23 protein-coding genes are annotated in these 20,979 nt (G+C 69.3%); 12 read left to right on the top strand and 11 right to left on the bottom strand.

Going from position 1 to position 20,979, the window contains the following annotated elements; genetic code table 11:
• Positions 1-8 precede the first annotated feature (8 nt).
• The 3 genes from nrdR to ABZ412_RS21685 form a co-directional block, all read right to left on the bottom strand.
• Positions 9-485: a transcriptional regulator NrdR gene (gene nrdR, locus ABZ412_RS21695; protein ID WP_357282979.1), complete on the bottom strand. Its 477-nt coding sequence runs from the start codon at positions 483-485 to the stop codon at positions 9-11.
• Positions 486-590: 105 nt separating this feature from the next.
• The gene (locus ABZ412_RS21690) at positions 591-1,814 is read right to left on the bottom strand and encodes a hypothetical protein (RefSeq protein ID WP_357282978.1); all 1,224 of its coding nucleotides are present in this window, start codon (positions 1,812-1,814) and stop codon (positions 591-593) included.
• 178 nt (positions 1,815-1,992) lie between these two features.
• Positions 1,993-2,202, bottom strand: a complete 210-nt coding sequence (locus ABZ412_RS21685) for a hypothetical protein (RefSeq protein ID WP_357282977.1) — start codon at positions 2,200-2,202, stop codon at positions 1,993-1,995.
• Between the two features lie 513 nt (positions 2,203-2,715).
• Here ABZ412_RS21685 and lexA point away from each other — a divergent pair.
• On the top strand, positions 2,716-3,408 hold the full coding sequence (gene lexA / locus ABZ412_RS21680; protein WP_357283197.1) for a transcriptional repressor LexA: 693 nt from the start codon (positions 2,716-2,718) through the stop codon (positions 3,406-3,408).
• A gap of 68 nt (positions 3,409-3,476) precedes the next feature.
• Here the strand turns inward: lexA and ABZ412_RS21675 are convergent, their stop codons facing one another.
• The 5 genes from ABZ412_RS21675 to ABZ412_RS21655 all read right to left on the bottom strand — a co-directional run bounded on the left by ABZ412_RS21675 (position 3,477) and on the right by ABZ412_RS21655 (position 8,121).
• The gene (locus ABZ412_RS21675; RefSeq protein WP_357282976.1) at positions 3,477-3,941 is read right to left on the bottom strand and encodes a DUF2231 domain-containing protein; all 465 of its coding nucleotides are present in this window, start codon (positions 3,939-3,941) and stop codon (positions 3,477-3,479) included.
• 85 nt (positions 3,942-4,026) lie between these two features.
• The gene (locus ABZ412_RS21670) at positions 4,027-4,674 is read right to left on the bottom strand and encodes a hypothetical protein (RefSeq protein WP_357282975.1); all 648 of its coding nucleotides are present in this window, start codon (positions 4,672-4,674) and stop codon (positions 4,027-4,029) included.
• A gap of 291 nt (positions 4,675-4,965) precedes the next feature.
• A complete protein-coding gene (locus ABZ412_RS21665; RefSeq protein WP_357282974.1) occupies positions 4,966-6,639 on the bottom strand; it encodes an alpha/beta hydrolase in 1,674 nt (557 codons plus the stop codon).
• A gap of 80 nt (positions 6,640-6,719) precedes the next feature.
• Positions 6,720-7,028 (bottom strand): hypothetical protein, encoded by a 309-nt coding sequence (locus ABZ412_RS21660; protein WP_357282973.1) that lies wholly within the window; start codon positions 7,026-7,028, stop codon positions 6,720-6,722.
• Positions 7,029-7,140: 112 nt separating this feature from the next.
• A complete protein-coding gene (locus tag ABZ412_RS21655; protein ID WP_357282972.1) occupies positions 7,141-8,121 on the bottom strand; it encodes an acyl-ACP desaturase in 981 nt (326 codons plus the stop codon).
• Between the two features lie 218 nt (positions 8,122-8,339).
• Here ABZ412_RS21655 and ABZ412_RS21650 point away from each other — a divergent pair, with 218 nt between their 5' ends.
• Positions 8,340-9,380, top strand: a complete 1,041-nt coding sequence (locus ABZ412_RS21650) for a YbhN family protein (RefSeq protein ID WP_357282971.1) — start codon at positions 8,340-8,342, stop codon at positions 9,378-9,380.
• A gap of 16 nt (positions 9,381-9,396) precedes the next feature.
• On the opposite strand, the gene ABZ412_RS21645 is transcribed toward ABZ412_RS21650, so the two are convergent.
• On the bottom strand, positions 9,397-9,651 hold the full coding sequence (locus ABZ412_RS21645) for a hypothetical protein (RefSeq protein ID WP_357282970.1): 255 nt from the start codon (positions 9,649-9,651) through the stop codon (positions 9,397-9,399).
• 171 nt (positions 9,652-9,822) lie between these two features.
• On the opposite strand from ABZ412_RS21645, the gene ABZ412_RS21640 reads away from it, so the two are divergent.
• Both ABZ412_RS21640 and ABZ412_RS21635 read left to right on the top strand, forming a co-directional pair.
• Entirely contained in the window at positions 9,823-10,098 is a 276-nt protein-coding gene (locus ABZ412_RS21640; protein ID WP_357282969.1) for a YggT family protein, read from the top strand.
• Between the two features lie 43 nt (positions 10,099-10,141).
• Entirely contained in the window at positions 10,142-10,654 is a 513-nt protein-coding gene (locus ABZ412_RS21635; protein WP_357282968.1) for a DinB family protein, read from the top strand.
• 224 nt (positions 10,655-10,878) lie between these two features.
• Here the strand turns inward: ABZ412_RS21635 and ABZ412_RS21630 are convergent, their stop codons facing one another.
• Positions 10,879-11,853, bottom strand: a complete 975-nt coding sequence (locus tag ABZ412_RS21630; RefSeq protein ID WP_357282967.1) for an oxidoreductase — start codon at positions 11,851-11,853, stop codon at positions 10,879-10,881.
• A 248-nt stretch (positions 11,854-12,101) separates the two neighbouring features.
• Here ABZ412_RS21630 and ABZ412_RS21625 point away from each other — a divergent pair, with 248 nt between their 5' ends.
• Positions 12,102-13,361 carry a KasA/KasB family beta-ketoacyl-ACP synthase gene (locus ABZ412_RS21625; RefSeq protein WP_357282966.1) on the top strand — a complete coding sequence of 420 codons (1,260 nt, stop codon included), beginning with the start codon at positions 12,102-12,104 and terminating at the stop codon, positions 13,359-13,361.
• Between the two features lie 387 nt (positions 13,362-13,748).
• On the opposite strand, the gene ABZ412_RS21620 is transcribed toward ABZ412_RS21625, so the two are convergent.
• Positions 13,749-14,525, bottom strand: a complete 777-nt coding sequence (locus ABZ412_RS21620) for a GntR family transcriptional regulator (RefSeq protein WP_357282965.1) — start codon at positions 14,523-14,525, stop codon at positions 13,749-13,751.
• 142 nt (positions 14,526-14,667) lie between these two features.
• On the opposite strand from ABZ412_RS21620, the gene ABZ412_RS21615 reads away from it, so the two are divergent.
• The 7 genes from ABZ412_RS21615 to ABZ412_RS21585 all read left to right on the top strand — a co-directional run bounded on the left by ABZ412_RS21615 (position 14,668) and on the right by ABZ412_RS21585 (position 20,935).
• Positions 14,668-16,116 (top strand): AarF/ABC1/UbiB kinase family protein, encoded by a 1,449-nt coding sequence (locus ABZ412_RS21615; RefSeq protein WP_357282963.1) that lies wholly within the window; start codon positions 14,668-14,670, stop codon positions 16,114-16,116.
• A gap of 75 nt (positions 16,117-16,191) precedes the next feature.
• Entirely contained in the window at positions 16,192-16,758 is a 567-nt protein-coding gene (locus ABZ412_RS21610; protein ID WP_357282961.1) for a DJ-1/PfpI family protein, read from the top strand.
• Between the two features lie 80 nt (positions 16,759-16,838).
• The gene (locus tag ABZ412_RS21605; protein ID WP_357282960.1) at positions 16,839-17,984 is read left to right on the top strand and encodes a TDT family transporter; all 1,146 of its coding nucleotides are present in this window, start codon (positions 16,839-16,841) and stop codon (positions 17,982-17,984) included.
• Between the two features lie 124 nt (positions 17,985-18,108).
• On the top strand, positions 18,109-18,681 hold the full coding sequence (locus ABZ412_RS21600; protein WP_357282958.1) for a sigma-70 family RNA polymerase sigma factor: 573 nt from the start codon (positions 18,109-18,111) through the stop codon (positions 18,679-18,681).
• Entirely contained in the window at positions 18,678-19,373 is a 696-nt protein-coding gene (locus ABZ412_RS21595) for a Rieske 2Fe-2S domain-containing protein (RefSeq protein ID WP_357282957.1), read from the top strand. Before ABZ412_RS21600 ends, ABZ412_RS21595 begins: the two co-directional genes overlap by 4 nt.
• A gap of 108 nt (positions 19,374-19,481) precedes the next feature.
• Positions 19,482-19,979: a cupredoxin family copper-binding protein gene (locus tag ABZ412_RS21590; protein ID WP_357282955.1), complete on the top strand. Its 498-nt coding sequence runs from the start codon at positions 19,482-19,484 to the stop codon at positions 19,977-19,979.
• Between the two features lie 53 nt (positions 19,980-20,032).
• Complete coding sequence (locus ABZ412_RS21585; RefSeq protein ID WP_357283195.1) at positions 20,033-20,935, top strand: metallophosphoesterase; 903 nt, start codon at positions 20,033-20,035, stop codon at positions 20,933-20,935.
• Positions 20,936-20,979 lie beyond the last annotated feature (44 nt).

Below are 20,979 nucleotides of genomic sequence, written 5' to 3'. Positions count from 1 at the left end.
GGACGCTGTTACTCCGCGGTCGCCCCGACCGCGTGCTCGTCGCGGTGCTTGCGGAGATCGGCGATCTCGCGCTCGAAATCCTCGGCGGAGCTGAAGGATCGGTACACCGACGCGAAGCGCAGATAGGCGACCTCGTCCAGATCGCGCAGCGGTCCGAGGATGGCCAGGCCGACCTCGTGGCTGGGCACCTCGGGGGAACCCTTGGCCCGCACGGCATCCTCCACCTGCTGGGCGAGCAGGTTCAGGGCGTCGGAGTCGACCTCGCGACCCTGGCAGGCGCGGCTGACGCCGCGGATCACTTTCTCACGGCTGAACGGCTCGGTGACACCGCTGCGCTTGACCACCGACAGGATGGCGGTTTCGACGGTGGTGAACCTGCGCCCACATTCCGGACAGGCACGTCGCCTCCTGATGGCGGTGCCTTCCTCGGCCTCACGCGAGTCGACCACCCTCGAATCGGGATGGCGGCAGTACGGGCAATGCATCCGGGATCCTTCGTCGATGCCTGGGTTCCACAGCAACCTCGAGCAATCTCGAGGATACCGTGGCGGACGCGGTCTGCGGCGTCCGCCCGGGTCGGCGTCGCCGAATCAGGCCGTCAACCGCCATTGCGAGGTCATGTCGGCCAGCAGGTCCGGCAGCCGCTGGACGAGCCGCCCCTGGACCAGTTTGACGGAGAACGGTTCGGCCAGAACCGGTCTCGCGATGGCCGGGTTCGCGCACAGTTCCAGGTAGCGGGGCAGCAGGTCGTTGGTGATGTAGTTCCACCGCGTGTCGCGGTCGGCCCAGTTGAAGTCGGGCAGCGGGGCCCGTAGCGACATGTTTCCCGACGTCAGGGTGGTGGGCGCGAACACGCCGGGCGCCCGCACGCCGGGGACGGCGGCCTTCCCGGCGATGGTGCTGACGTAGGTCAGCACCCGCCCCATGGCCCCGCGACCGTGCGAGGTGACATCCCACTGGTCGGCGATGATCTGGTTCTGTTCCCGGTCGGTCATGCGCAGCGCGGCGTCGGCGAGCCCTGCCGGGGCGCCCTCGGCCAGTTCCCGCCAGGCCGTGATGGCGTTCTCGTCGAGCACCCCGGCCTGGTACATCTCCTCGACCCCGGCCGCGCCCGCGGCGGCGTACGCCTCGTGCATGGGCACCTGGTCGATGAAGATGTGCTTCTGCATGATCATCAGCCGGGTCTGGTACCAGGCCAGATCGTCGGCGGTGAGCCGCTCTCCCTCGGTCCCCAGCGCGCGGATGTCGGAGGGCAGGATGTCGAGCAGCGGCCCGGGCGTGCCGCGCAACAGGTCGGCGACCGCGTCGCCGAGCTGATGGATGCCCGGCACGCTGACGATCGCGGACACGTCGCCCATGTCGAAGAAGCCCGAGGCGAAGGAGCCGCCGGCCAATCCGGCCAGGCCGGTCCACCAGTATTCCGGGTGAGAGTTGTTCAGCCGCAGGTAGTTCACGTACACCTGGGTGAAGGTGGCGGTGTTGGCCGCGACGCCACGCCCGGGATCCCACCCGGCCAGATCGATCTCGGCATTGCGGGTGGCGACCACCAGCCAGTACTGGTGCAGCAGCGTGGCGTAGTGCCGCGGCGGCACCCCCGCCGCGCGCGCGGCGTCGAGCGCGCCGCGCAGGGTGTCGGGATCCAGGGGCAGGGCGGGATTCAAGCCGCCGCCCGCCGCGCCGTCCCCGTTCACCGATGGCAGGTCCAGATATTCGGCATAGACGGCTTCGGCGTGCACCGCCGGTGCGGTCACCAACCCGATCATCAGGCAGGTGAGCACTCCGGCCACCCGGACCAACCCTCGAACTCTCGGCATTACGCCCCCTGTCGCTCGCGCGCCGCGATGCGGTCGCGCGGATGTAGCCTCTGTCACATTCAGGGGGACGGTAGCAACACGTTTCAGTTTTCAATCTGCAATTTCGGCCACGTCGTGGCCGGTGATCCCCATCCCGGAAACCGGCTACGACCGGGCAATCGGCCGAGCATCACCACCGCTATCGAACCGGGGGCTGCACCATCTGCACCGTGGGTGGTGTGGTCTGCGAATCGAAGTCACCGGAGCGCAATTGCGCGAGGCCGATCAGGCCGGCCACGGCCAGAGCGCTCAGCAGCGCGGTGATCGCCAGCGCGGCGAGGCCGGTCCGAGCGCGCTGCACCCGGTCCAGCGGATGCGTTCCACGGGCGCGTCCCGCGGCGTGTCGCACGACGACATGATCGGTTCGAACACCCGGGCGAGGCATCGGCCGCACGCGCGCGCGGCAGGGCCGGCGGTTCCGGACGGGGTGTGCCGAGGCCCCGGACGGGGTGGCCGGGGACTGATCGGAACGCAGCTCCCAGGGGAGGCTGTCGAATCCCAAATCGCTTTCCAGAGTGTCGATCTCGCTGACCATGGCGCGCATCGAAGTAACCTCCAAGGTAGGGCGGGCCGCAGAGTGCTGGACAACTGACTCGATCATGTGTTCGATGAACTGATGTTCGAATTTCTATCACGGCGGACCGCCAATGTCACTGATTTCCGCGACATGCGTCGAACAGATGTTTGATCACACGCGTCACACGGTCTACAGTCGAGTCACGAGTTGCCCGGACGTACAACACGGCGCGTGCGGGAACGAATTCCGGTGAGCGACAGCAGTGAACGGAGGACGGCGGCGGTGAGCGAACACGGCGGCGTGGACGGTGAGAACGGACCCCTTGGTCCCGAAGGTAACGGCCCCCTGTCCGAATCGTCCGGCGCCGGCGCCGATCTGACCGTGCGTCAGCGCCGGGTCCTGGAGGTCATCCGCACCTCGGTGCACGACCGCGGCTACCCGCCCAGCATCCGCGAGATCGGCGATGCCGTCGGCCTCACCTCCACCTCCTCGGTGGCGCACCAGCTCCGGGCGCTCGAGCGCAAGGGCTACCTGCGCCGCGACCCGAATCGGCCACGCGCCGTGGACGTCCGGGGCCTGGACGAGACGGTGGTGCGCGCCACCGCCGGGGTATCGCAGCTCCGCGCGGTCAATGCCGAGGCGGAGCCCTCGGACGACCACCCGATCCCGACCTACGTCCCGGTGCTGGGCCGGATCGCCGCCGGTGGCCCGATCCTGGCCGAGCAGGCGGTGGAGGATGTCTTCCCGCTGCCGCGCGAACTGGTCGGCGAGGGTTCGCTGTTCCTGCTGAAGGTCGTCGGTCAGTCCATGATCGACGCGGCCATCTGCGACGGCGACTGGGTGGTCGTGCGCCAGCAGAACGTCGCCGACAACGGTGACATCGTGGCGGCCATGATCGACGGCGAGGCCACCGTGAAGACCTTCAAGCGCACCGGTTCCCAGGTGTGGCTGATGCCGCACAACCCCCTGTTCGAGCCGATTCCGGGCAATGACGCCCAGGTTCTCGGCAAGGTCGTCACGGTCATCCGCAAGATCTGACCGTGCCGCACTGTCGTGACTCGGTGGCCGCCCCGCAGACCGGCCGCCGGGTCACGACAGTCGCCTTCTCAGTGATTCACCACGCCGTTCCACACCGCGTGCGCGCCCGAATCCCCGGCCCGGAAGGTCTGCCAGGTGGCGGCCCCGCCGGCGGCCAGCGCGAGCACCGCGATCATCGCCACCAGCGCCCGGCCCAGCGGCCGTTCCCGCCGGGACCGCAGCTGCACGAAGGCGAGCAGCGCGGCCGGAACCAGCAGCGGCGCAACGAAGTACGGCATCTGCCGCCCGAGCCGCGCGTGCTCGTCGAGCAGCGGCGGCATGCCCAGCTGACGCTGGAACCACTCCCCCGCGTCGACGGTGATCGGGGTCAGCACGGTCACCACCACGGCCAGCACGACCACGAGCCAGATCAGCCGGGCGCGGGCCGCGGGCCATACAGCGCACAGGATCAGCAGGCCCGCCGTCAGCGGGACCAGTATCACCACCGCGTGCACCAGCAGGACATGGGCGGGCAGCCCATTGATTGTCGACATATCGACTCTTTCGAACTCGGTGAATGCCCGGCGTAAACGGTACAACGTACGACGGGCCCGACCGGTTCGATCGCGAGCCGGGCGTTCAGTCGGTTTCGGCCGGCTCCACGATGCGAGTCAGCAGCTGGGTGGGCGCTTCGTCGGCCGGGGCCGCCGGCTCCGCGGCGACCGGTTCGGCGGCTCGCGGTGCGGCGGCTTCGGGCTCCGGGGTGGGCGCGACGGCCGGCTCGGGAGCCGGGATCACCTCGGTGACCTGCGGGATCGATAGATCCGGCACCGCGGCGGCGGCCACGTCGGGCGTGCCTGCGAGAGCGGCGGCGGGGGTCAGGTCGTGGACGGCCATCACCGCGGGAGCATGGACGATCCGACGGGTCGGCACGTCCTCGGCCGGGCCGGCGTCGACGGCGCCGGGCAGGCCCGCGCCCGCCGCGAAGCCGAGCACCTCGTACTGCGTGCCGAGGGTCATGACGGCCGAGCTCTTGTCGTGCGCGATGTAGCCCTGATTGGCACCCAGGACCCGGCGCAGGGATTCGAGCCAGCGGTGGTCGAGCACGCGGCAGTCGGCCCACGGGAAGTACTCGAGTCCGGTGCGGAGGTAGAAGCGGTCACCGATGCGGGCGCCGCGCAACAGCTCCAGCAGCCAGGCGTCGATGAGATTGGGCTGCGCATTGCGGTAGATGCGCGAGCGCGGCGGGATCGAGCCGTTCGCGAATTCGCCGAAGTAGTTCAGCAACTCGCCCGGAAACTCATCCGGTTTCCCAAATCCAACAACATCCAAACCAAGAAGTTGCTCGGGAAGTTGGGCGGCGATCCTGCGCTCGTCATGCAGTTTGAACTTCCTATTGATGTTCTCAGTGCGCATTTGTCTCCGACTTCCCACTCCAACTTCACGAAACCCTAGCATGAACCCAACCGTTTCAAACTAGTTTGGTCGGGCGCCCACAGTAGTGGTACGGCATGGTCCGCAACGAATCCGCTACCCGCAGTTGCGGCTATCTCGGCGCAACGAACAGGCCGCTCGGCCTCATTGGCGATAGCGGCCCGCAATGATGTCACCCTGGGCGCGAAGGCCCGGATTGCCCGGCTCCCAGTAGTTTCCGTGCGACAGCACATCGAATGGCAAGGCCCGCAACACAGGCAGGTCGAGAGTTGCCCCCGACGAAGTGAAAACCGTTGCGCGGAATTCGCGATCGACCGGGTTAACACCGTGTACTAATTGACCGAACACGGGAACCGGGTCAGCGGGGTCGGCAGTGGCATAGACATGCGCGCTGTTGTGGCCCGCCGGAATACCCATCAAACGCAATTCTGAAACATTGTCAACTTCTATCCCAGGACTTCCCACCAGTACCACGTCATCGGCGGCCAGCGTGTTCGCTCCACTGGCGGCCGCCCCGATCACCGTGCTCCCGTAGCTGTGGCCGAGAACGGTCTGATGGGACGCGAGGCCCAGATGGCTTGCGCGCAGTCCGGATTCGAACCGGTCCAGTGCGAGCGCGCCCGCGTGGGCTCGCCGATCGCCCAGCGCCCCGGCCAGATCCGGTGGTGCGTCGTAGCCGTACCACGCGATGACCGATGTCCGCGCCGGCGGATCGGATCGTTCGGCGGCGGCCAGCAGCGCTCGGACCCGTCGCACCCCGGCCCCGATCGCCGTCAGCGGTGAGCCGGTGCCCGGCACGAAGGTCGCCACATTCGCGGCCGTGTCCGGATTGTTCAGCGCGATCGCACCGTGCCCAGCGGTGTCGACCGCGAGCAGGAGGCGGCCGCGCGGCGCCGGACCGAGCTGCTCCTCCAGCGCCTCGTATCCCGCGACCCTGGTGAGCGTCTCGGCTCGCGCCGCCTCCCACTCCCGCAGCCGCGTCCAATCCCCGCTGCTGGTGGGCAGATTCTCACCCCGATACCAGTCGGGGTGCCGGTCGACCAGCCGTCGGTCCTCCGCCACCGCCGCCGCGCGCAGCTTCCGCACGACCAGCCGGTTGTAGTGGTCGCGGGCGAGCGCGGGCAGTCCGTCCCGGTTCCCGATCAGCGGATCGGCCGCGAACAGCTCGTCGCGGTCGGCCGGGCCGAGCGCCTTCCACAGCGCACCCAGCGCTTTCGGGTCCTCTGGCAGCAGCGCGGTTCCCTCGAGGAACCCGCTGATCCGGGTACTCGGCCCACCGCCGCGCGGATCCGCCCGCAATTCCGTCAGCGCGATTGCGGCCGCGGCGAGCCGGGCGCCGACCCGCTCGTCGATCTCCCCGGCGGTGTCGAGCAGCGGCACCAGCCGCGCCTGCAGGGCCAGCGCCCTCGCGTCGAACCCGGCCTGGAAGATGCAGTCCAGCGCCAGGTCCCCGATCTGGGAGCGCGGGCCGGTGACCGTGCCGTCCTCGGCGATCCGGCATCCATTGTCGTGCGCCTCGTCGCGGATGTGGCCGACCAGCGAGCACACCCGATCGAGTGCGCCCGCCTCGGCGAGCGCGTCCGCGACCTCGATGAGCGCCGCGCCGATATGGTTCGCCGCCAGCTGGGATTCCACGGCCCGCACAGCCGCCGCGGTCGCCGCCGCTCCCCGCCACCCGGAAACGGCGGTGTCGACCGCTCGCGCCACCCGTGTCCGCGCCGCGGAGAACGCCGAATCGGCTTCCACCACAGCGGTACTCGCGCGGTCGGCGGCAGTGGGATCCCACCCGCACACCTGGGACAGGCTCGCTCGCGCCACCGCCCCTCCCGCCCGTGACCGGATCGCCTACCGAACCTGCTTCCTGGTAATGCGTGCCGGTCGAGGCTGGACGCCGCCGGTCAGGAGGTGGCGTGCAGTAACCCGTCCAGCTCGGCGGATAGCGCCAGCTGCGTGGCTTCGTAGGTGGTGGCTCCGTGATCGGCCGCGGCAGCGAAGGATCGGAACCGATCCGCCATGTGCCCGAGCGAGGCGAGCAGTGGCTCGCCGACGGTGACCGCGGCCGCGCCGATCGCCGAATTGGGCATGGCCTGCCCGACTTTCGCGATCAGATCCACCGGGTCGATATCCGTGACGGCGTCGGCCTCACCCCTGAGACCCGCCGCCATGATGCGCAGCGCCGTGATGTCGGCGCGCAGCATGTCCGCCATGGTTCCCCCTGTCGTCGTGCACCACACCCTAGCGGCGGTCGACCGGGTGGGCTCGGTGAGAACGGCGCGCTGTGGACAACGCGGTGGCTGTTCACATTTCGGCGCCGGGAGCTCACCGCTCGCGGCGGGCGGCTTCGCGCGCCAGGGCGCGGTCGCGCTGTTCCTCGAAGCGCAGGACGTCGTTTCCGAGCCGCTCCACGTAGGCGGCCAGGTCGTCGCGGATCCGCTCGCCGCGGCCGGAGTAGTCGGTGCGATCGAAGATGTTCCAGCGGCGCAGCACCGGCATGACCACCTCGTCGAGATGCTGGCGCAGGTCGTAGATCCCGTACTTGGCGATGAGGACACTGTTGCGCCGGAACTCGGGCATGCCGGCGCCGGGCATCCGGAAGTTCTGGACGACCGCCGCGACGGCCGCCAGCGCGTCGTCGGGAACCAGGTCCAGGGCGGCCGCGCAGATATTGCGGTAGAAGACCATGTGCAGGTTCTCGTCGGCCGCGATGCGCGTGAGCATGCGGTCGGCGCGGGGTTCGTGGCAGGCCTTGCCGGTATTGCGGTGCGAGACGCGGGTGGCCAGCTCCTGGAACGTCACGTACGCGACGCCGTGCAGGATGGTGTTGTCGCCGGTCCCGGTGGGGTCGTCGATGCCTTGGGAGAGGCAGATCATTCGCGCGCGTTCCAGCGCGACCGGATCGACGGCGCGCGTCACGATCAGATAGTCGCGAATCACGATGCCGTGGCGATTCTCCTCGGCGGTCCAGCGGTCGACCCAGGCGCCCCACGCGCGGTCGCGGGAGAAGGCGTGGGAGATCAACCGATGATAGGAGGGCAGATTGTCCTCGGTGAGCAGGTTGGTGACCATGGCGGCGCGCGCGACCGGACTGAGTCGAGATTGATCTTGTTCCCAATCGATTCCGCCCATGGCGGCGAAATTGCGGCCTTCGTCCCACGGGACGTAATCGTGCGGATGCCATTCCTTGGCCAACCCCAGATGCCGGTTCAGATTCGCTTCCGCCACGGGTTCGAGTTCCGCCAGCAACTCCACCGGAGTCATCGAGCCGGTCTCGCGGGTCTCGGTGATCATGGATTTCGTCATGTCGTGTCCCTGTATTACGACTTGTCTCCCCATCCGTTCGTGAGCCTACTCGGGTATACGGCGTATCACCGGGGCGCGTTCACAAGACGACCGTTCCGTTGCCGATGGCGCACAGGACTATTCAGACAGCCCTGGTCACGGCCCTCCGATCGCGTTAATGTTCCCCGCGTATGCGATTCACCAGGGAAATTTCGTCTGCGATACCTGAGGAGGGGCGGATGGCGGCCGTTCCCGCGACGGCGAGGAAGGCCCTGCCCACTGTCGTGTGCACCCTGCTGGTGGCGGCCGCGGCCGTCTGGCAGCGGGACGCGGTCCTGACCGGAGTGCACGCCCTCGCCGGAGCGGACCCACGCTGGCTGCTGGTCGCCGCGCTGGCCACCCTCGCCCTGTGGCCCACCTCGGTTTTCATGTTGCGCGGCTCCATCCCCGCGCGGCCGACGACCACCGGGCAGTTGTTCGCCCTGCAGCTCGCGGTGCCGGCGATCGGGCTGGTGCCCGCGGCCTCACTGCTGCTGCGCCTGCGATTCCTGCGCCGGGCCGGGCTCAGCCATGCCGGGGCGATGGCGTCCATGGGATTGATGGGGTTCGCCGCGCTCATGGTCCGGGTGCCGCTGGTGGTGGTCGCGGTGCTGGCCGCGCCGAGTTTGATGAGTCGCAATGGCGCACAGCCCCCGTGGCACGACCTCGGTGCGCGAACATCGGGTACGTGGCATCACTTCGCGGGCGAGAATCCTTGGCGCACAGCGCTGATCATGGTCGCGGTGCTGATCGCGGCCGGTGTGGCGGCGGCCGTGGCGGGCCTGGTCCTGCATCGGCGGGTGGCCGCGCAGGGCGGTTGGCGAAGACTGCCGCAACGGCTGCGGCATGCCCGCTCCGATGCCGAGTTCGCGTGGAAGTCGGTGGCCACCACCGCTTTCCGGCCGCGGCGGGCGGCGGCGCTCTGGATCTGTGCGTTGTTGCAGCCGCTGCTCATGGTGGTGGCGTTGTGGGCGGTGTTGCACGCGGTCGGGGCGGATCTCAGCCTGCCGGACACCTTCGTGGTCGAACTGGTGACCGTGGCGCTGGCTCCGCTGCTACCGTCCCCGAACGGCGTGGCCACCAAGGAGATCACCATCGCGGCGGGCCTCACCGCGGTCGCGGGCCTGACCGCCGGGGTGGCGGTGGGCGCGGCCCTGGGGTTCCGGCTCCTCACCTTCTGGTGCCAGATCCCGCTGGGCCTCGCCTCCTTCGCCTATCTGAACCACCGTCGCGCCATCTGACGCGACGGGTCCGGGCTCAGTTGTTGGGCTTGCAGTCGATGGTCGCGTACTTGGCGATGCCGCCCCACTTGGTCTGCGCGACGCCCGCGGCCTGATGCTTGCCGCGCTTGGCGTCGACGGTGAGGGTGGGCAGGGTCTGGCCGTCCCAGGTCTGGGCGTTGCAGGTCCAGGTCGGCGCGGCGGCCTGAGCGGTCGCGGCGTCGACGGCGACGACGACCGGGGTCAGCGAGAGGACGGCCGCCGGCAGGCCGACCAGATACTTCATGCGCACGGGGACTCCTTGTGCGGTCGCGGGTGAGCTGGGCGAACAGCAGCCCAGATTCTCGCACGGCTCCGGCGAGCCCGCCCGCGAACCGGACGGTCATGGTCGACGATGGGGGGCACTTTCGACCGACGCCGGGCGTTGATCGACGTAAGGCCGGCCACGAAGAAGGAGTCCGCCATGTCATTACTGGGTTCACTGATCGGGCTCGCCCTGACGCTGTTCATGCTGCTGCTGATCGCCCGCCTGATCATCGACTGGATCGGCGTCCTCGGCGACACCCCGCCCGCGCTACGCAAGGCCCGTGATGTCGTGCACCGCCTGACCGAGCCGCTGATCGCCCCGGTCCGCCGGGTCCTCAAGCCGATTCGTCTCGGCGGCGTCCAGATCGACCTGGCATTCACGGTCGTCTTCATCGCCGTGCTGGTGCTGCGCGCGATCGCCTTCAGCCTGTAGCAAGCCCGGAACATCCTCCGTCCCTCGACGATCGGATCGCACCATGACAAGCGCTGACCTGCTGGTGGACGCCTTCGGCCGGATCAAGGAGAACGTCCACGGCGCCGTCGCCGACCTCACCCAGGCCGAGCTCGGCATCCAGCCCGACGGCGACGCCAACTCCGTCGCCTGGCTGATCTGGCACCTCACCCGCGTCCAGGACGACCACATCGCCGACGTCGCCGGCACCGACCAGCTCTGGACCGCCGGCGGCTGGTCCACCCGCTTCGACCTTCCCTTCGACGACACCGCCACCGGCTACGCCCAGCGCCCCGCCGACGTCGCCGCCCTCGCCGCCGTCCCCGCCGACCTCCTGCTCGCCTACTACGACGCCGTCCACGCCGCCACCATCACCTACGTCTCCACTCTCACCGACGCCGATCTCCCCCGCGTCGTCGATACCCGCTGGGATCCCCCGGTCACCCTCGGCGTCCGCCTCATCAGCGTCATCGACGACGACATCCAGCACGCGGGCCAGGCCGCCTACATCCGGGGAATGCTCCTGCGCCGTCGGTGAGCGGTTGCCAATTCCGTTCTTCGACACAGTGTTTCGCGATGGCGCGGACCCGGACGGATCCGGGGCCAGAGGGCTGGTGAGGACCAGACCCGTCGGCGGTGCGGGCCTTCGTCGCCGCGCTCCCCACTGGCAAGCGAGCCACACCCCAGGGTCGGCTCGACACCACCGACGAGGCGGGAACCGTTCCGCTGCCGAGCCTTACGCTCACCGAGAGCACGTGACGATCAGGACCAGGCGTATGCGACGCCGGTCAGCTTCTCGCTCAGCTCCCAGAGCCGTCGCGCCTGGAAACGGCTGTGGGCGATCGGATTCCGCAGCGTCCGGCGCGGATACCCGAATGTTTCGAACGCGGGCCCGCAGTAGGAGTTTCCGGCCAGCCCGGGCGTGGTGGCGGCATAGAGCTGCGGCAGCGCGCCCTTCGCGTCGGATTGGGCCAGCGAGAACAGCATTCGCTGCTGCACCGCCGCGAGGGCCGCCGCCGCACCCCTTTCCGGCGCGGACGTGTAGAGATTGGTCGCCGACAGACCCGGATGCGCCGCCACCGCGGTCAGATTCACCCCCGCCGCCCCGGCGCGGCGGTGCAGTTCCGCGGTGAACAGGAGATTGGCGAGTTTCGATTGGCTGTAGGCCGGCCAGCGCACGTACACCCGCCGCCAGTTCGGATCCAGCCAGTTGATCACCCCGCCCCACGCCGCGATGGACGACACGGTCACCACTCGTGGTTCGGGGGCGCGCAGCAGCAACGGCAGCAAGGATCCGGTCAGCGCGTAGTGGCCCAGGTGATTGGTGCCGAACTGGGCGTCGAACCCGTCGGCGGTGCGCTGATCGCGCGGCAGGGCCATGACTCCCGCATTGTTGACCAGGATGTCGATCGGCGTACCGCGGACGTCGAGGTGGTCGGCGGCGCGGCGGATGGAGGCCAGATCGGCCAGATCCAGTGGCAGCACTTCGGGTTTCGGTCCGGTGGCGGCGGCCCCGACCTGTTCCAGGGCGACCGCGGCCTTGATCTCGTTGCGGCAGGCCAGCAGGACATGCGCGCCCTTGGCGGCCAGGGCTTCGGCGGTGCGCAGGCCGAGTCCGCTGTTGGCGCCGGTGATCACGGCGGTGCGGCCGGTCTGGTCGGGGATGTCGTGGATGGTCCAGCGGCGGGCGATCACGGGCGGGCTGGTCACGGTGGGCCGGTGCGGGGCCTCGGTCATGCGATCGGTCTCCTTGCAGCGAATCTCCGTCTGAGACAATGTACCCGGAGCCGCCGGACCGCGACAGTCGAGCGGGCGGCCGGAAATCCCGCCCAAATCCGGTCGGTCGCATTTCCATCGGAGGCCACGCAGGTTACTTACCGGTCCCGAGTGTCGGTGCCACACTCCGGCGATTCTCGGGTTAACCTCGCAGGCGCTCGCGAATTCTCTGCAGGACTTGCCAATTGGCCGAAAAGGACACGCGAAAAGTGAATAGCCTCGCAGAATTCTCCACCCGGAATGGCGGATTCCGAAATGTCGTGGTCACCGCCGTGGAGATGACGACCTCGATCGCCCCCGACACCGAGGGCACCTGGCAGGGACTTTTGTCCGGAGCCAGTGGCATCAGCACCCTCGACGACCCGGAGATCACCAAGCTGAACCTGCCGGTAACCATCGGTGGCAAACTCGCGGCTGATCCGACCGGCGAACTCGATCGGGTCAAGAAGCGCCGCATGTGTTACGTGCAGCAAATGTCGTACGTGATGGGAAAACGCCTGTGGAACATGGCGGGCAACCCCGACGTCGACAAGGACCGCCTGGGCGTGTGCATCGGCACCGGGCTCGGCGGCGCGGACACCATCGTGGACGCCAATGACGCCATGCGCGACCACGGCTACCGCAAGGTCTCGCCGTTCGCGGTGCCGATGTCCATGCCCAATGGCGTCTCCGGCGTGGTCGGCCTGGAGATCGGGGCGCGCGCGAGCCTGGTCACCCCGGTCTCGGCCTGCGCGTCCGGCAACGAGGCGCTGGTGCACGCCTGGCGTTCGATCGTGCTCGGCGAGGCCGACATGGTGGTCGCGGGCGGCGTCGAGGGCTACATCAATCCGGTCGCCATCGCCGGATTCTCGATGGCGCGCGCCCTGAGCACCCGGCTCGACGAACCCGAACGGGCCTCCCGCCCCTTCGACCGGGACCGTGACGGCTTCGTGTTCGGTGAGGCGGCCGCGCTGCTGCTGGTCGAATCCGAGGACCACGCGCGGGCGCGCGGCGCGAAGCCGTTGGCCCGCTTGCTGGGCGCCGGTCTCACCGCCGACGGCTATCACATGGTCGCCCCGGATCCTGAGGGCGCGGGCTGCGCGCGAGCCATGCGGCGGGCCATCGAATCCGCGGGCGTGCGGCCCGAGGAAGTGGATCACGTGAACGCGCACGCCACCGGAACCAGCATCGGGGATCTGGCCGAGGCCAAGGGGATCGCCGCCGCGGTGGGCACGCATCCGTCGGTGTACGCACCGAAGTCGGCGCTGGGGCATTCGGTGGGCGCGGTCGGCGCGCTGGAGGCGATCATCTCGGTGCTCACGCTGCGTGATCAGGTGATTCCGCCGACGCTGAACCTGGAGAACCAGGATCCGGACGTGGAGCTGGATGTGGTGCACACGCAGCCGCGCAAGACCGGAGTGGAGTTCGCGCTGAACAATTCGTTCGGATTCGGCGGGCACAATGCGGCGGTGTTGTTCGGTCGTTACTGACCGGTACAGTCGGGCGCCGCGGGTGCCCGGCCGACCGTAGGTCAGCGGGTCGTGCGTTTCGTATTCGGCCACCCCGGTTTCCCCGGCGTGGCCGGGGAAATGGCAGTGTTTATGCCGGAACCCGGGGGACACCAAACATCTTGGGAGCCGCCGGAATACGATAGCCGCGCACGACCCGTTACCGACGAGGGAGATGAACGCATGGCCGACCAACCGCCCGCCGAACCACCCACCAAGAGCGCCCGGGTGATCCTCGCGGTGCTGGCGCTAGCCATTATCAGCGCACTCGTGGCGGCGGCCATGCTCGCCGGAGGCTGATCGTCTGAGACATCTTCCCGAATTGCCCGAGATCCCGGCCCGTTTCGTGAGTCCGACGCAGCGCGACGCCTACGCCGTCGCGCTGTGCGGGCGGGTCCCCGAATCCGGGTCCAGCCCTACCGATTCCTCGAAGCGGGCCCGCACCTTTTCGTGATAGATCGCGAACAGGTCCTCGAACAGCGCCAATTGCGCCGGTGAGGGCCCGCCCTCGGTTTCCCAGACCGCGAGCAGGGCACGCCACACCAGGACGTGCAGATCGGCGGAGACCGCGAAGTACGCTTCGACCGCTTCGGGTACCTCGAACAGCATCTCCCCCACCGAGTTCAGCACCGCGCGCTGCATGGTGTGGCCCAGGTCGGTGAGAATCGCGCGCACCAGACCGAGCTCGAACTCGAGCAGGCGGGCGTGGTCGGGTTCCGGGCCGCGGGCCTCGGTTTCGAGCGCGTCGACCCGGGCGGCCAGTTCCGCGGGGGCGATGCCACGCTCGGCGGCGGTGTAGTCGAGCAGGGCGTCGAGCACGATGGCGCGTTCGGCGGCCACGATATTGCCGAACATCTCCGAGGCGACCTCGGGCGCGTGCAGGCTGAGCCGGAACAGCCGCCGGTACACGTCCACCCCGCCGGCGCGGCGCACGTCGCGCACGCTGAACCCGCGGCCGCGGTGGGCGTCGACGAAACCGTAGGACTCCAACCGGCCCAGCACCAATTGCGCCGTGGCCCGGTTCATCTCGAATTCCTCGGCGACCTGGCGAACCGACGGCATCAGGTCACCGGGTGCGTATTCCCCGGTCGCGACGCGGCGAGCGAGCTCGTCGGCGACATCGGCCACGACCGTCTGGGCACCCATCCCGTCACCTTTCGACAACTTTCGGATACGTCCCAGACAGTTTAGGCTCTGGTGTGCCAAACTGCACGTGCATGGGCTATTCCGCAGACCCTGACGCTGCCGCGCACACGATGGCCCTGCCGCGCACACAATGGGGTGAGCAATGTCGATTCGGCGAATCCGGGAACGGACAGCGGGCGACCCCGGCGGCCCGCCGATTCGCGCTGCCGTCCGCAATGCCCGGATCGCCAGTCTCCCGGTCGCATTCGCGGGCCGCCAGGCCGCCGGCGTCGGCAAGCGCGCTCTGGGCCGCTCGGCCGCCGAGGTGGATTCCGAGATCCGGCTGCGCACCGCCCAGCACATCTTCGAAGTGCTGGGCGAATTGAAGGGCTGCGCAACCAAACTCGGCCAGCTGCTCTCGCTCTACGAGCTGGCCCTGCCCGCCGAGATCGCCTCGCCCTACCGGACCGCGCTGACCCAGCTGCAGGAATCGGTGCCCACCATGCTGCCCGCCACCGTGCACGAGGCGATGATCGCGGGCCTGGGCGAGCAGTGGCGTTCGCGGTTCATCGAATTCGACGACCGCCGGGCGGCGGCCGCCTCGATCGGGCAGGTGCATCGCGCGGTGTGGAACGACGGCCGCCCGGTGGCGGTGAAGGTCATGTATCCGGGCGCGCACGCGGCGGTGCTCGCCGATCTCGAACAGCTGCGCCGACTCTCGGTGCTGGCGACGGTGTTCGCGCCCGGGGCGGACGTGCCCGCGGTGACCGAGGCCATCTGCACCTGCGTCGCCGACGAACTCGACTACGTCGCCGAGGCCGACCATCAGCGCCGCTTCGCGCAGGCCTACATGGGCGACCCGGACTTCGCCATCCCGGACGTGATCGTCCAGCAGGGCGATGTGATCGTCACCGAATGGCTCACCGGCACACCGGTTTCGCGGATCATCGAGTCGGGCACGCCCGCCGAGCGCAGCCGGGTCGGCATGCTGATCATCCGCTTCCTGCTCTCGGCGTGGACCCGTACCGGCCTGCTGTACTGCGATCCGCACCCGGGAAATTTCCGGATCCTCCCGGACGGGCGGCTGGGCGTGGTGGATTTCGGGGCCTGCACGCCCTGGCCGCCCCCGGGATTCGAGGAACTGGTCGGCGAGGTGATGGACGCCGCGTTCAACGGCGGCATCCCGGAACTGAACGCGGCGGTCCGCCGCCACGGCTTCGTCCGCCCCGGCCGCGACTACGACGTCGCCGCGCTCGCCGAGGGGTTGGACGCCGTCGGCGAGCCGCTCACCGTGCCCACCTTCCGCCTCACTACCGCCTGGCTGCGCGGCCACGTCCGCTCGGTCCTGGCGCCCCGGCTCTCGAACGTCCACCGCCAACTGGACATGCCCGCCTACTTCACCCCCTTCGCGCGTTGCTTCCTCACCGCCCTGGGCGTGGTCTGCCAGCTGGAGACCGAGGGCGCGATCCGCGCCGAATTCGCCCGCTGGTCACCGGAACTGGCCGCGGTGTTCGACCGCTACGACACCCTGCACGCCGAGCCTGCCGACCTGGCGGTGGTGCGCCACCTGCGGCCGGTGCCGAACGACCGGCGCGCCCGGGTCGTCGGCTGAATCGAGAACCCTCCGCTGAACCGAAAACCCGTAGCCGCGCAGCCGATCCCGATACCATCGACTGGGAGGTGCGCCATGACGAAAGTGCTCTTGATCACCGGCGATGCCGCCGAAGACCTCGAAGTCATGTACCCGTACCAGCGGCTGCTGGAGGAGGGGTACGAGGTCGACATCGCGGCTCCCGCACGCAAACAACTCCAGTTCGTGGTCCACGATTTCACCGCGGGCTTCGACACCTACACCGAGAAGCCCGGTCGCACCTGGCCCGCCGATCTGGCGTTCGGCGAGGTCGATCCGGCCGAGTACGCCGCCCTGGTGGTGCCCGGCGGCCGCGCGCCCGAGTATCTGCGCGGCGATCCGGACTGCCGCCGCATCGTCCAGCACTTCGCCCAGGCCGACAAGCCGATCGCCGCCCTGTGCCACGGCCCGCTCATCCTCGCCGCGGCCGGGGTGCTGCGCGATCGCTCGTCGAGCGCCTACCCGGCCCTGGAACCGGATATCGCCGCCGCGGGCGCCCGCTGGGTCGACAGCCCGGATCACGTCGACGGCAATCTGGTCACCGGCCGCGCCTGGCCCGACCATCCGCGGTGGATGCGCGCGTTCCTGGAGGTCCTGCGCAAGGCGGCCCCATCGGTTCACTGAACCAGGGCATAGACCGAGTCTATGCATCCATCGGAATGCGGCCGCTACCGGCGGAAGTGCGGTCGGGCCAAGGTTGAGGCATGACCACAGTGACCTTCCGCCGAACCGTTCCCACCGCGACCACCGCCCGCGTGGGCACGGCGACCGCGGAACGTTCGGGTGGCAGGGAGCCGCTGCGGTACCTGGCGCCGAACTGGTTCGCCGTGGTGATGGGGACCGGGATCATCGGGAACGCGGCGGCGACCCTGCCGGTGCAGTTTCCCGGATTGCGGGGCGCCGCGACTCTCGCGTGGGCGCTGGCCGCGCTGATCCTGATCGTCCTGGCCGGGGCGTGGGCGCTGCACTGGCGGCGCTATCCCGAGGAGGCCCGCGGGCACGGGATGCATCCGGTGATGATGCAGTTCTACGGCGCCGCGCCCATGGCGTTGATGACCGTCGGCGCGGGCACCCTGATGCTGGGCAAGGACGTCATCGGGTTGTCCGCCGCCGTGACCGTCGACTGGGTGTTGTGGTCGGCGGGAACCGTTCTCGGACTGCTGACCGCGGCGAGCATCCCCTATCGGATGATCACCCGGCACCACTTCGATCCCGATTCGGCGTTCGGCGGCTGGCTCATGCCGGTGGTGCCGCCCATGGTGTCGGCGGCGCTGGGCGCGCTGCTGGTGCCGCACACTCCCTCCGGGCAGGCCCGGCTGACCATGTTCGTGGCGTGCCTGGCCATGTTCGGCCTGAGCCTGATCGCCTCGCTGGTCACCATCACCCTGGTCTGGTCGCGGCTGCTGCATCACGGGCTGCCACCCGCCGGAATGGTCGCGACCGTGTGGCTGGTGCTGGGCCCGCTGGGCCAGTCGGTGACCGCCGCGAGCGCGCTGGCCGGTGTCGCCCCCGGCGTGGTGGATGAGCGCACCGCCGCCGGCATGGATGTCTTCACCGTGCTGTTCGGCGTTCCCACCTGGGGATTCGCCATGCTGTGGCTGGCCCTGGCGGTCGCGGTCACCTGGCACGCCCGCGCCTCGATGCCGTTCAACCTGACCTGGTGGGGCTTCACCTTCCCGCTCGGCTGTTGTGTCACCGGCAGCACCGCCCTCTACGGCCACACCGGCGCGAATCTGTTCGCGGTCATCGCCGTGGCCCTCTACGCGCTGCTGGTCGCCGCCTGGCTGGTCGTGGCCGCGAAGACCGTCCGCGGGCTGGTGCTGGGCGAGCTGCTGCGGCCCGCCCGCTAGGGCACGGTCCGGGACCGATCGTGCCCGATGCGGTCGAAACGGCCGCGCTGTAACCCCGCCCGCTATCTACTGACAGACGTGAACACGCGTCGAGTTCTTCGATGGATGCGGGAAGCGGCGGTTCATGGTGCGACGGGTCGAGTCCGAGCGCCGGACGCGGCCGGACGCGCCTTCCGGCTCGGGTCGGGAGTTGCGGCTGGTGTCCGGTGACAGCTACCCGGGCTGGGAAGCGGTGTACCGCGACAACGCCACCTGGGTGTACGCGATGATGTTCGGCAAGGTCGGCAACCGGCCCGATGCCGAGGATCTGACCGCCGAGGTGTTCACCGCGGCATTGAAACCGCTGCGCATGACGGCCAGCATCCCCGAGGTGCGGGCCTACCTGCGGGCCACCGCCCGCACCGTGCTGGCCGCGCATTGGAAGGCCCGCATGGGCCGGGAGATCACCACCATCGACGGCGACATCGCCGACGATCCGCCGGAGGAGTTCCACGACTCGGGCGCCGAGGCGCGCGCGAAGGCGGTGTTGTCCGACCTCCCGGATCGCTACCGCCGGATCCTGGAACTGCGTTTCCTGCAAGGTCTCTCGATCCGGGAATCGGCGCAGACCCTCGGGGTGACGGTGGCGAATGCGAAGGTGTTGCAGCATCGGGCGGTGCGGATGGCGGCCCAGCTGACTGAGCGAGGTGTGCGGTGAGCGGGCGGGATGTGCGGCGGTTCGTCGACGAACTACTGGCGGGCAAGCGGTCCACGGGGTTCACCCCCGACGAGGCCGAGGCCGAGGAGATGCGTACGGCCATCGAGCTGCGTGCCGCCCGGCTGGGCAGTGACGCGCCCAGCGAGGAGTTCCTGAGCGGCCTGCATCGGCGGCTGGCCGCCGAGATGGCGGAGCCGGAGCCGGAATCGGCGGCGCCCACCGGGCATCGTCGCCGCAATCTGCTGATCGGGACCTCCGCCGCCGCGGCCGCCGCCACGGTCGGCGCGGTCGTGGATCGCACCCTGCTCGGGCACGGTCAGGAGGGTTCACCACCCGCCGCGCGGCAGACGCCGCTGTCGCCCAATTCCGGTGCGTGGCTGCCGATCGCGCGGTCCGCGGATCTGCCGGAGGGCGCGACGGTCGCCTTCGACGTGGGGACGGTGAACGGATTCGTGCGCCGCGACAAGGGGAATCCGGTCGCGGTGTCGGGCGTGTGCACCCATCAGGGCTGCAAGCTGTGGCTGGACGCCCCGGCCGAACGGCTGCGCTGCCCCTGCCATTCGACGTCGTTCTCGATCGAGGGTCAGGTGGTCACCCATCAGCTGCCGGTGGCGCCCGCGCCGCTGCCGCTGGTCCAGGTGCGCGAGAACAACGGCACCATCGAGGTGTTCGCGCCCACCGAGCCCGCCTAGGGATCAATGGTGTTCGGGCGCAACGGTTCCCGTGTAACTCGCTCCCCTATCCATGGATGACCGGTTCGCGACAGCGAACGGACCCATCCCGGACGGAGGACCGGATTCATGAGACCCACCTGTACCCCGCGACGTGTAGCCGTCGCCGTCGGGGTCGCCGCGGCGGCCCTGCTCACGGTGAGCGCGTGCGGCTCCACCGGCGGCGGAAAAGCCGCGGATCCGGCCGCGCCCGGATTCACCTTCGCTTCCGGCACCGCCACGCCCGGCATGGTGCCGGACGGCGGGGGCCCGGCCATGCCCGGGATGACCTCGGCGGCGGGCACCTCCGCCGCCGGGGCGCCCGGGGCGCCGGCCGGGCCCGATGCCGTCACCATCGACAATTTCGCGTTCGGTCCCAGCTCGCTGACCGTCACGGCCGGGACCACCGTGACCTGGACCAACAAGGACGAGGAGCCGCACACCGTCGTGGCGAACGACGGGAGCTTCCGCTCGCCGACGCTGGGGACGGGCGCGACCTACACGTTCGCTTTCCCCAGGCCGGGCACCTTCGCCTACGTCTGCTCGATCCATCCGTTCATGCACGCGACCGTGGTGGTGACGCCGTGAGCACCGATCTCCCCGGCGACGACCACGCGGAAGACTCCCGCGATCCGCAGCGGATGACCCGCCGCCAGCTCATGCGGCACAGCGCCTGGTTCGGCGCGGCGGTGGGCCTGGCGGTGGTGGGCGGCGAGGTGGTGTCGCACGTGGCGGGCAGCGTGTCGGCCGCCCCGGCCCGGCCGACGCTGCGGTTCGCACAGGTCAGCGACAGCCACATCGGGTTCACCGGGACCGCGAACACCAGTGTCACCGACACCTTCTCCGAGGCCGTCTCGCAGGTGAATTCGCTGGGCTATCAGCCCGATTTCGTGATCCACACCGGTGATCTGACCCACCTGGCGACGGCGGAGCAGTTCGATCAGGTCAAGCAGATGATGGGCGGGTTGTCGACGCCGCACGTGTTCACGGTTCCGGGAGAACATGATTCGAGTGATGACGGCGGCTCTCGATACCGGTCAGTCTTCGGCAACGGCACGCGCGGCGACGGCTGGTACAGCTTCGACATCGCGGGCGTCCACGTGATCGGGTTGGTCAATACGCTCAATCTGAAGGACCTCGGCCATCTCGGGCAGGATCAGCTCGACTTCGTCCGGAAGGATGTGGCCGGGTTGTCCAGCGACACACCGATCATCGTGTTCAGCCACATCCCGCTGTTCGCCATGTACCCCCAATGGGGCTGGGGCACAGACGATGCCACGCAGGCGCTCAGCTACCTGCGGCGGTTCTCGTCGGTCACCTGTCTCAACGGCCATGTGCACCAGCTGTTCACGAAGACCGAGGGCACTGTCACCTTCTACAGCGGCACCACCACCGCCTATCCCCTGCCCAAACCCGGCGACGGGCCCGCGCCCAAACCGGTGACGTTGCCCGCAGGCAAGCTGCACGAGGCACTGGGAATTCGCGAGGTGACCTTCCAGAAGGGGCAACAGCAACTCGCTATCAAGGAACAGGCGCTGAAATGACCACTGCCGACCGGCGTGTCGCTCGCGGGTCTCACATCGGTGTC

It is taken from the genome of Nocardia sp. NPDC005746, from assembly GCF_040630785.1.
Classification (GTDB): domain Bacteria; phylum Actinomycetota; class Actinomycetes; order Mycobacteriales; family Mycobacteriaceae; genus Nocardia.
The sequence above is the reverse complement of the archived record's forward strand: the minus strand, read 5'-3'. Positions and strand labels throughout refer to the sequence as shown.

Bases quoted from the DNA above. Each gene is read 5' to 3' on its own strand.
- ABZ412_RS21675 (WP_357282976.1), bottom strand. From the start codon at position 3,941: ATGTCGACAATCAATGGGCTGCCCGCCCATGTCCTGCTGGTGCACGCG.
- ABZ412_RS21630 (WP_357282967.1), bottom strand. From the start codon at position 11,853: ATGACCGAGGCCCCGCACCGGCCCACCGTGACCAGCCCGCCCGTGATC.
- ABZ412_RS21690 (WP_357282978.1), bottom strand. From the start codon at position 1,814: ATGCCGAGAGTTCGAGGGTTGGTCCGGGTGGCCGGAGTGCTCACCTGC.
- nrdR (WP_357282979.1), bottom strand. From the start codon at position 485: ATGCATTGCCCGTACTGCCGCCATCCCGATTCGAGGGTGGTCGACTCG.
- ABZ412_RS21610 (WP_357282961.1), top strand. From the start codon at position 16,192: ATGACGAAAGTGCTCTTGATCACCGGCGATGCCGCCGAAGACCTCGAA.
- ABZ412_RS21605 (WP_357282960.1), top strand. From the start codon at position 16,839: ATGACCACAGTGACCTTCCGCCGAACCGTTCCCACCGCGACCACCGCC.
- ABZ412_RS21635 (WP_357282968.1), top strand. From the start codon at position 10,142: ATGACAAGCGCTGACCTGCTGGTGGACGCCTTCGGCCGGATCAAGGAG.
- ABZ412_RS21600 (WP_357282958.1), top strand. From the start codon at position 18,109: ATGGTGCGACGGGTCGAGTCCGAGCGCCGGACGCGGCCGGACGCGCCT.
- ABZ412_RS21655 (WP_357282972.1), bottom strand. From the start codon at position 8,121: ATGACGAAATCCATGATCACCGAGACCCGCGAGACCGGCTCGATGACT.
- ABZ412_RS21590 (WP_357282955.1), top strand. From the start codon at position 19,482: ATGAGACCCACCTGTACCCCGCGACGTGTAGCCGTCGCCGTCGGGGTC.
- ABZ412_RS21585 (WP_357283195.1), top strand. From the start codon at position 20,033: ATGACCCGCCGCCAGCTCATGCGGCACAGCGCCTGGTTCGGCGCGGCG.
- ABZ412_RS21615 (WP_357282963.1), top strand. From the start codon at position 14,668: ATGTCGATTCGGCGAATCCGGGAACGGACAGCGGGCGACCCCGGCGGC.
- ABZ412_RS21640 (WP_357282969.1), top strand. From the start codon at position 9,823: ATGTCATTACTGGGTTCACTGATCGGGCTCGCCCTGACGCTGTTCATG.
- ABZ412_RS21620 (WP_357282965.1), bottom strand. From the start codon at position 14,525: ATGGGTGCCCAGACGGTCGTGGCCGATGTCGCCGACGAGCTCGCTCGC.
- ABZ412_RS21660 (WP_357282973.1), bottom strand. From the start codon at position 7,028: ATGGCGGACATGCTGCGCGCCGACATCACGGCGCTGCGCATCATGGCG.
- ABZ412_RS21650 (WP_357282971.1), top strand. From the start codon at position 8,340: ATGGCGGCCGTTCCCGCGACGGCGAGGAAGGCCCTGCCCACTGTCGTG.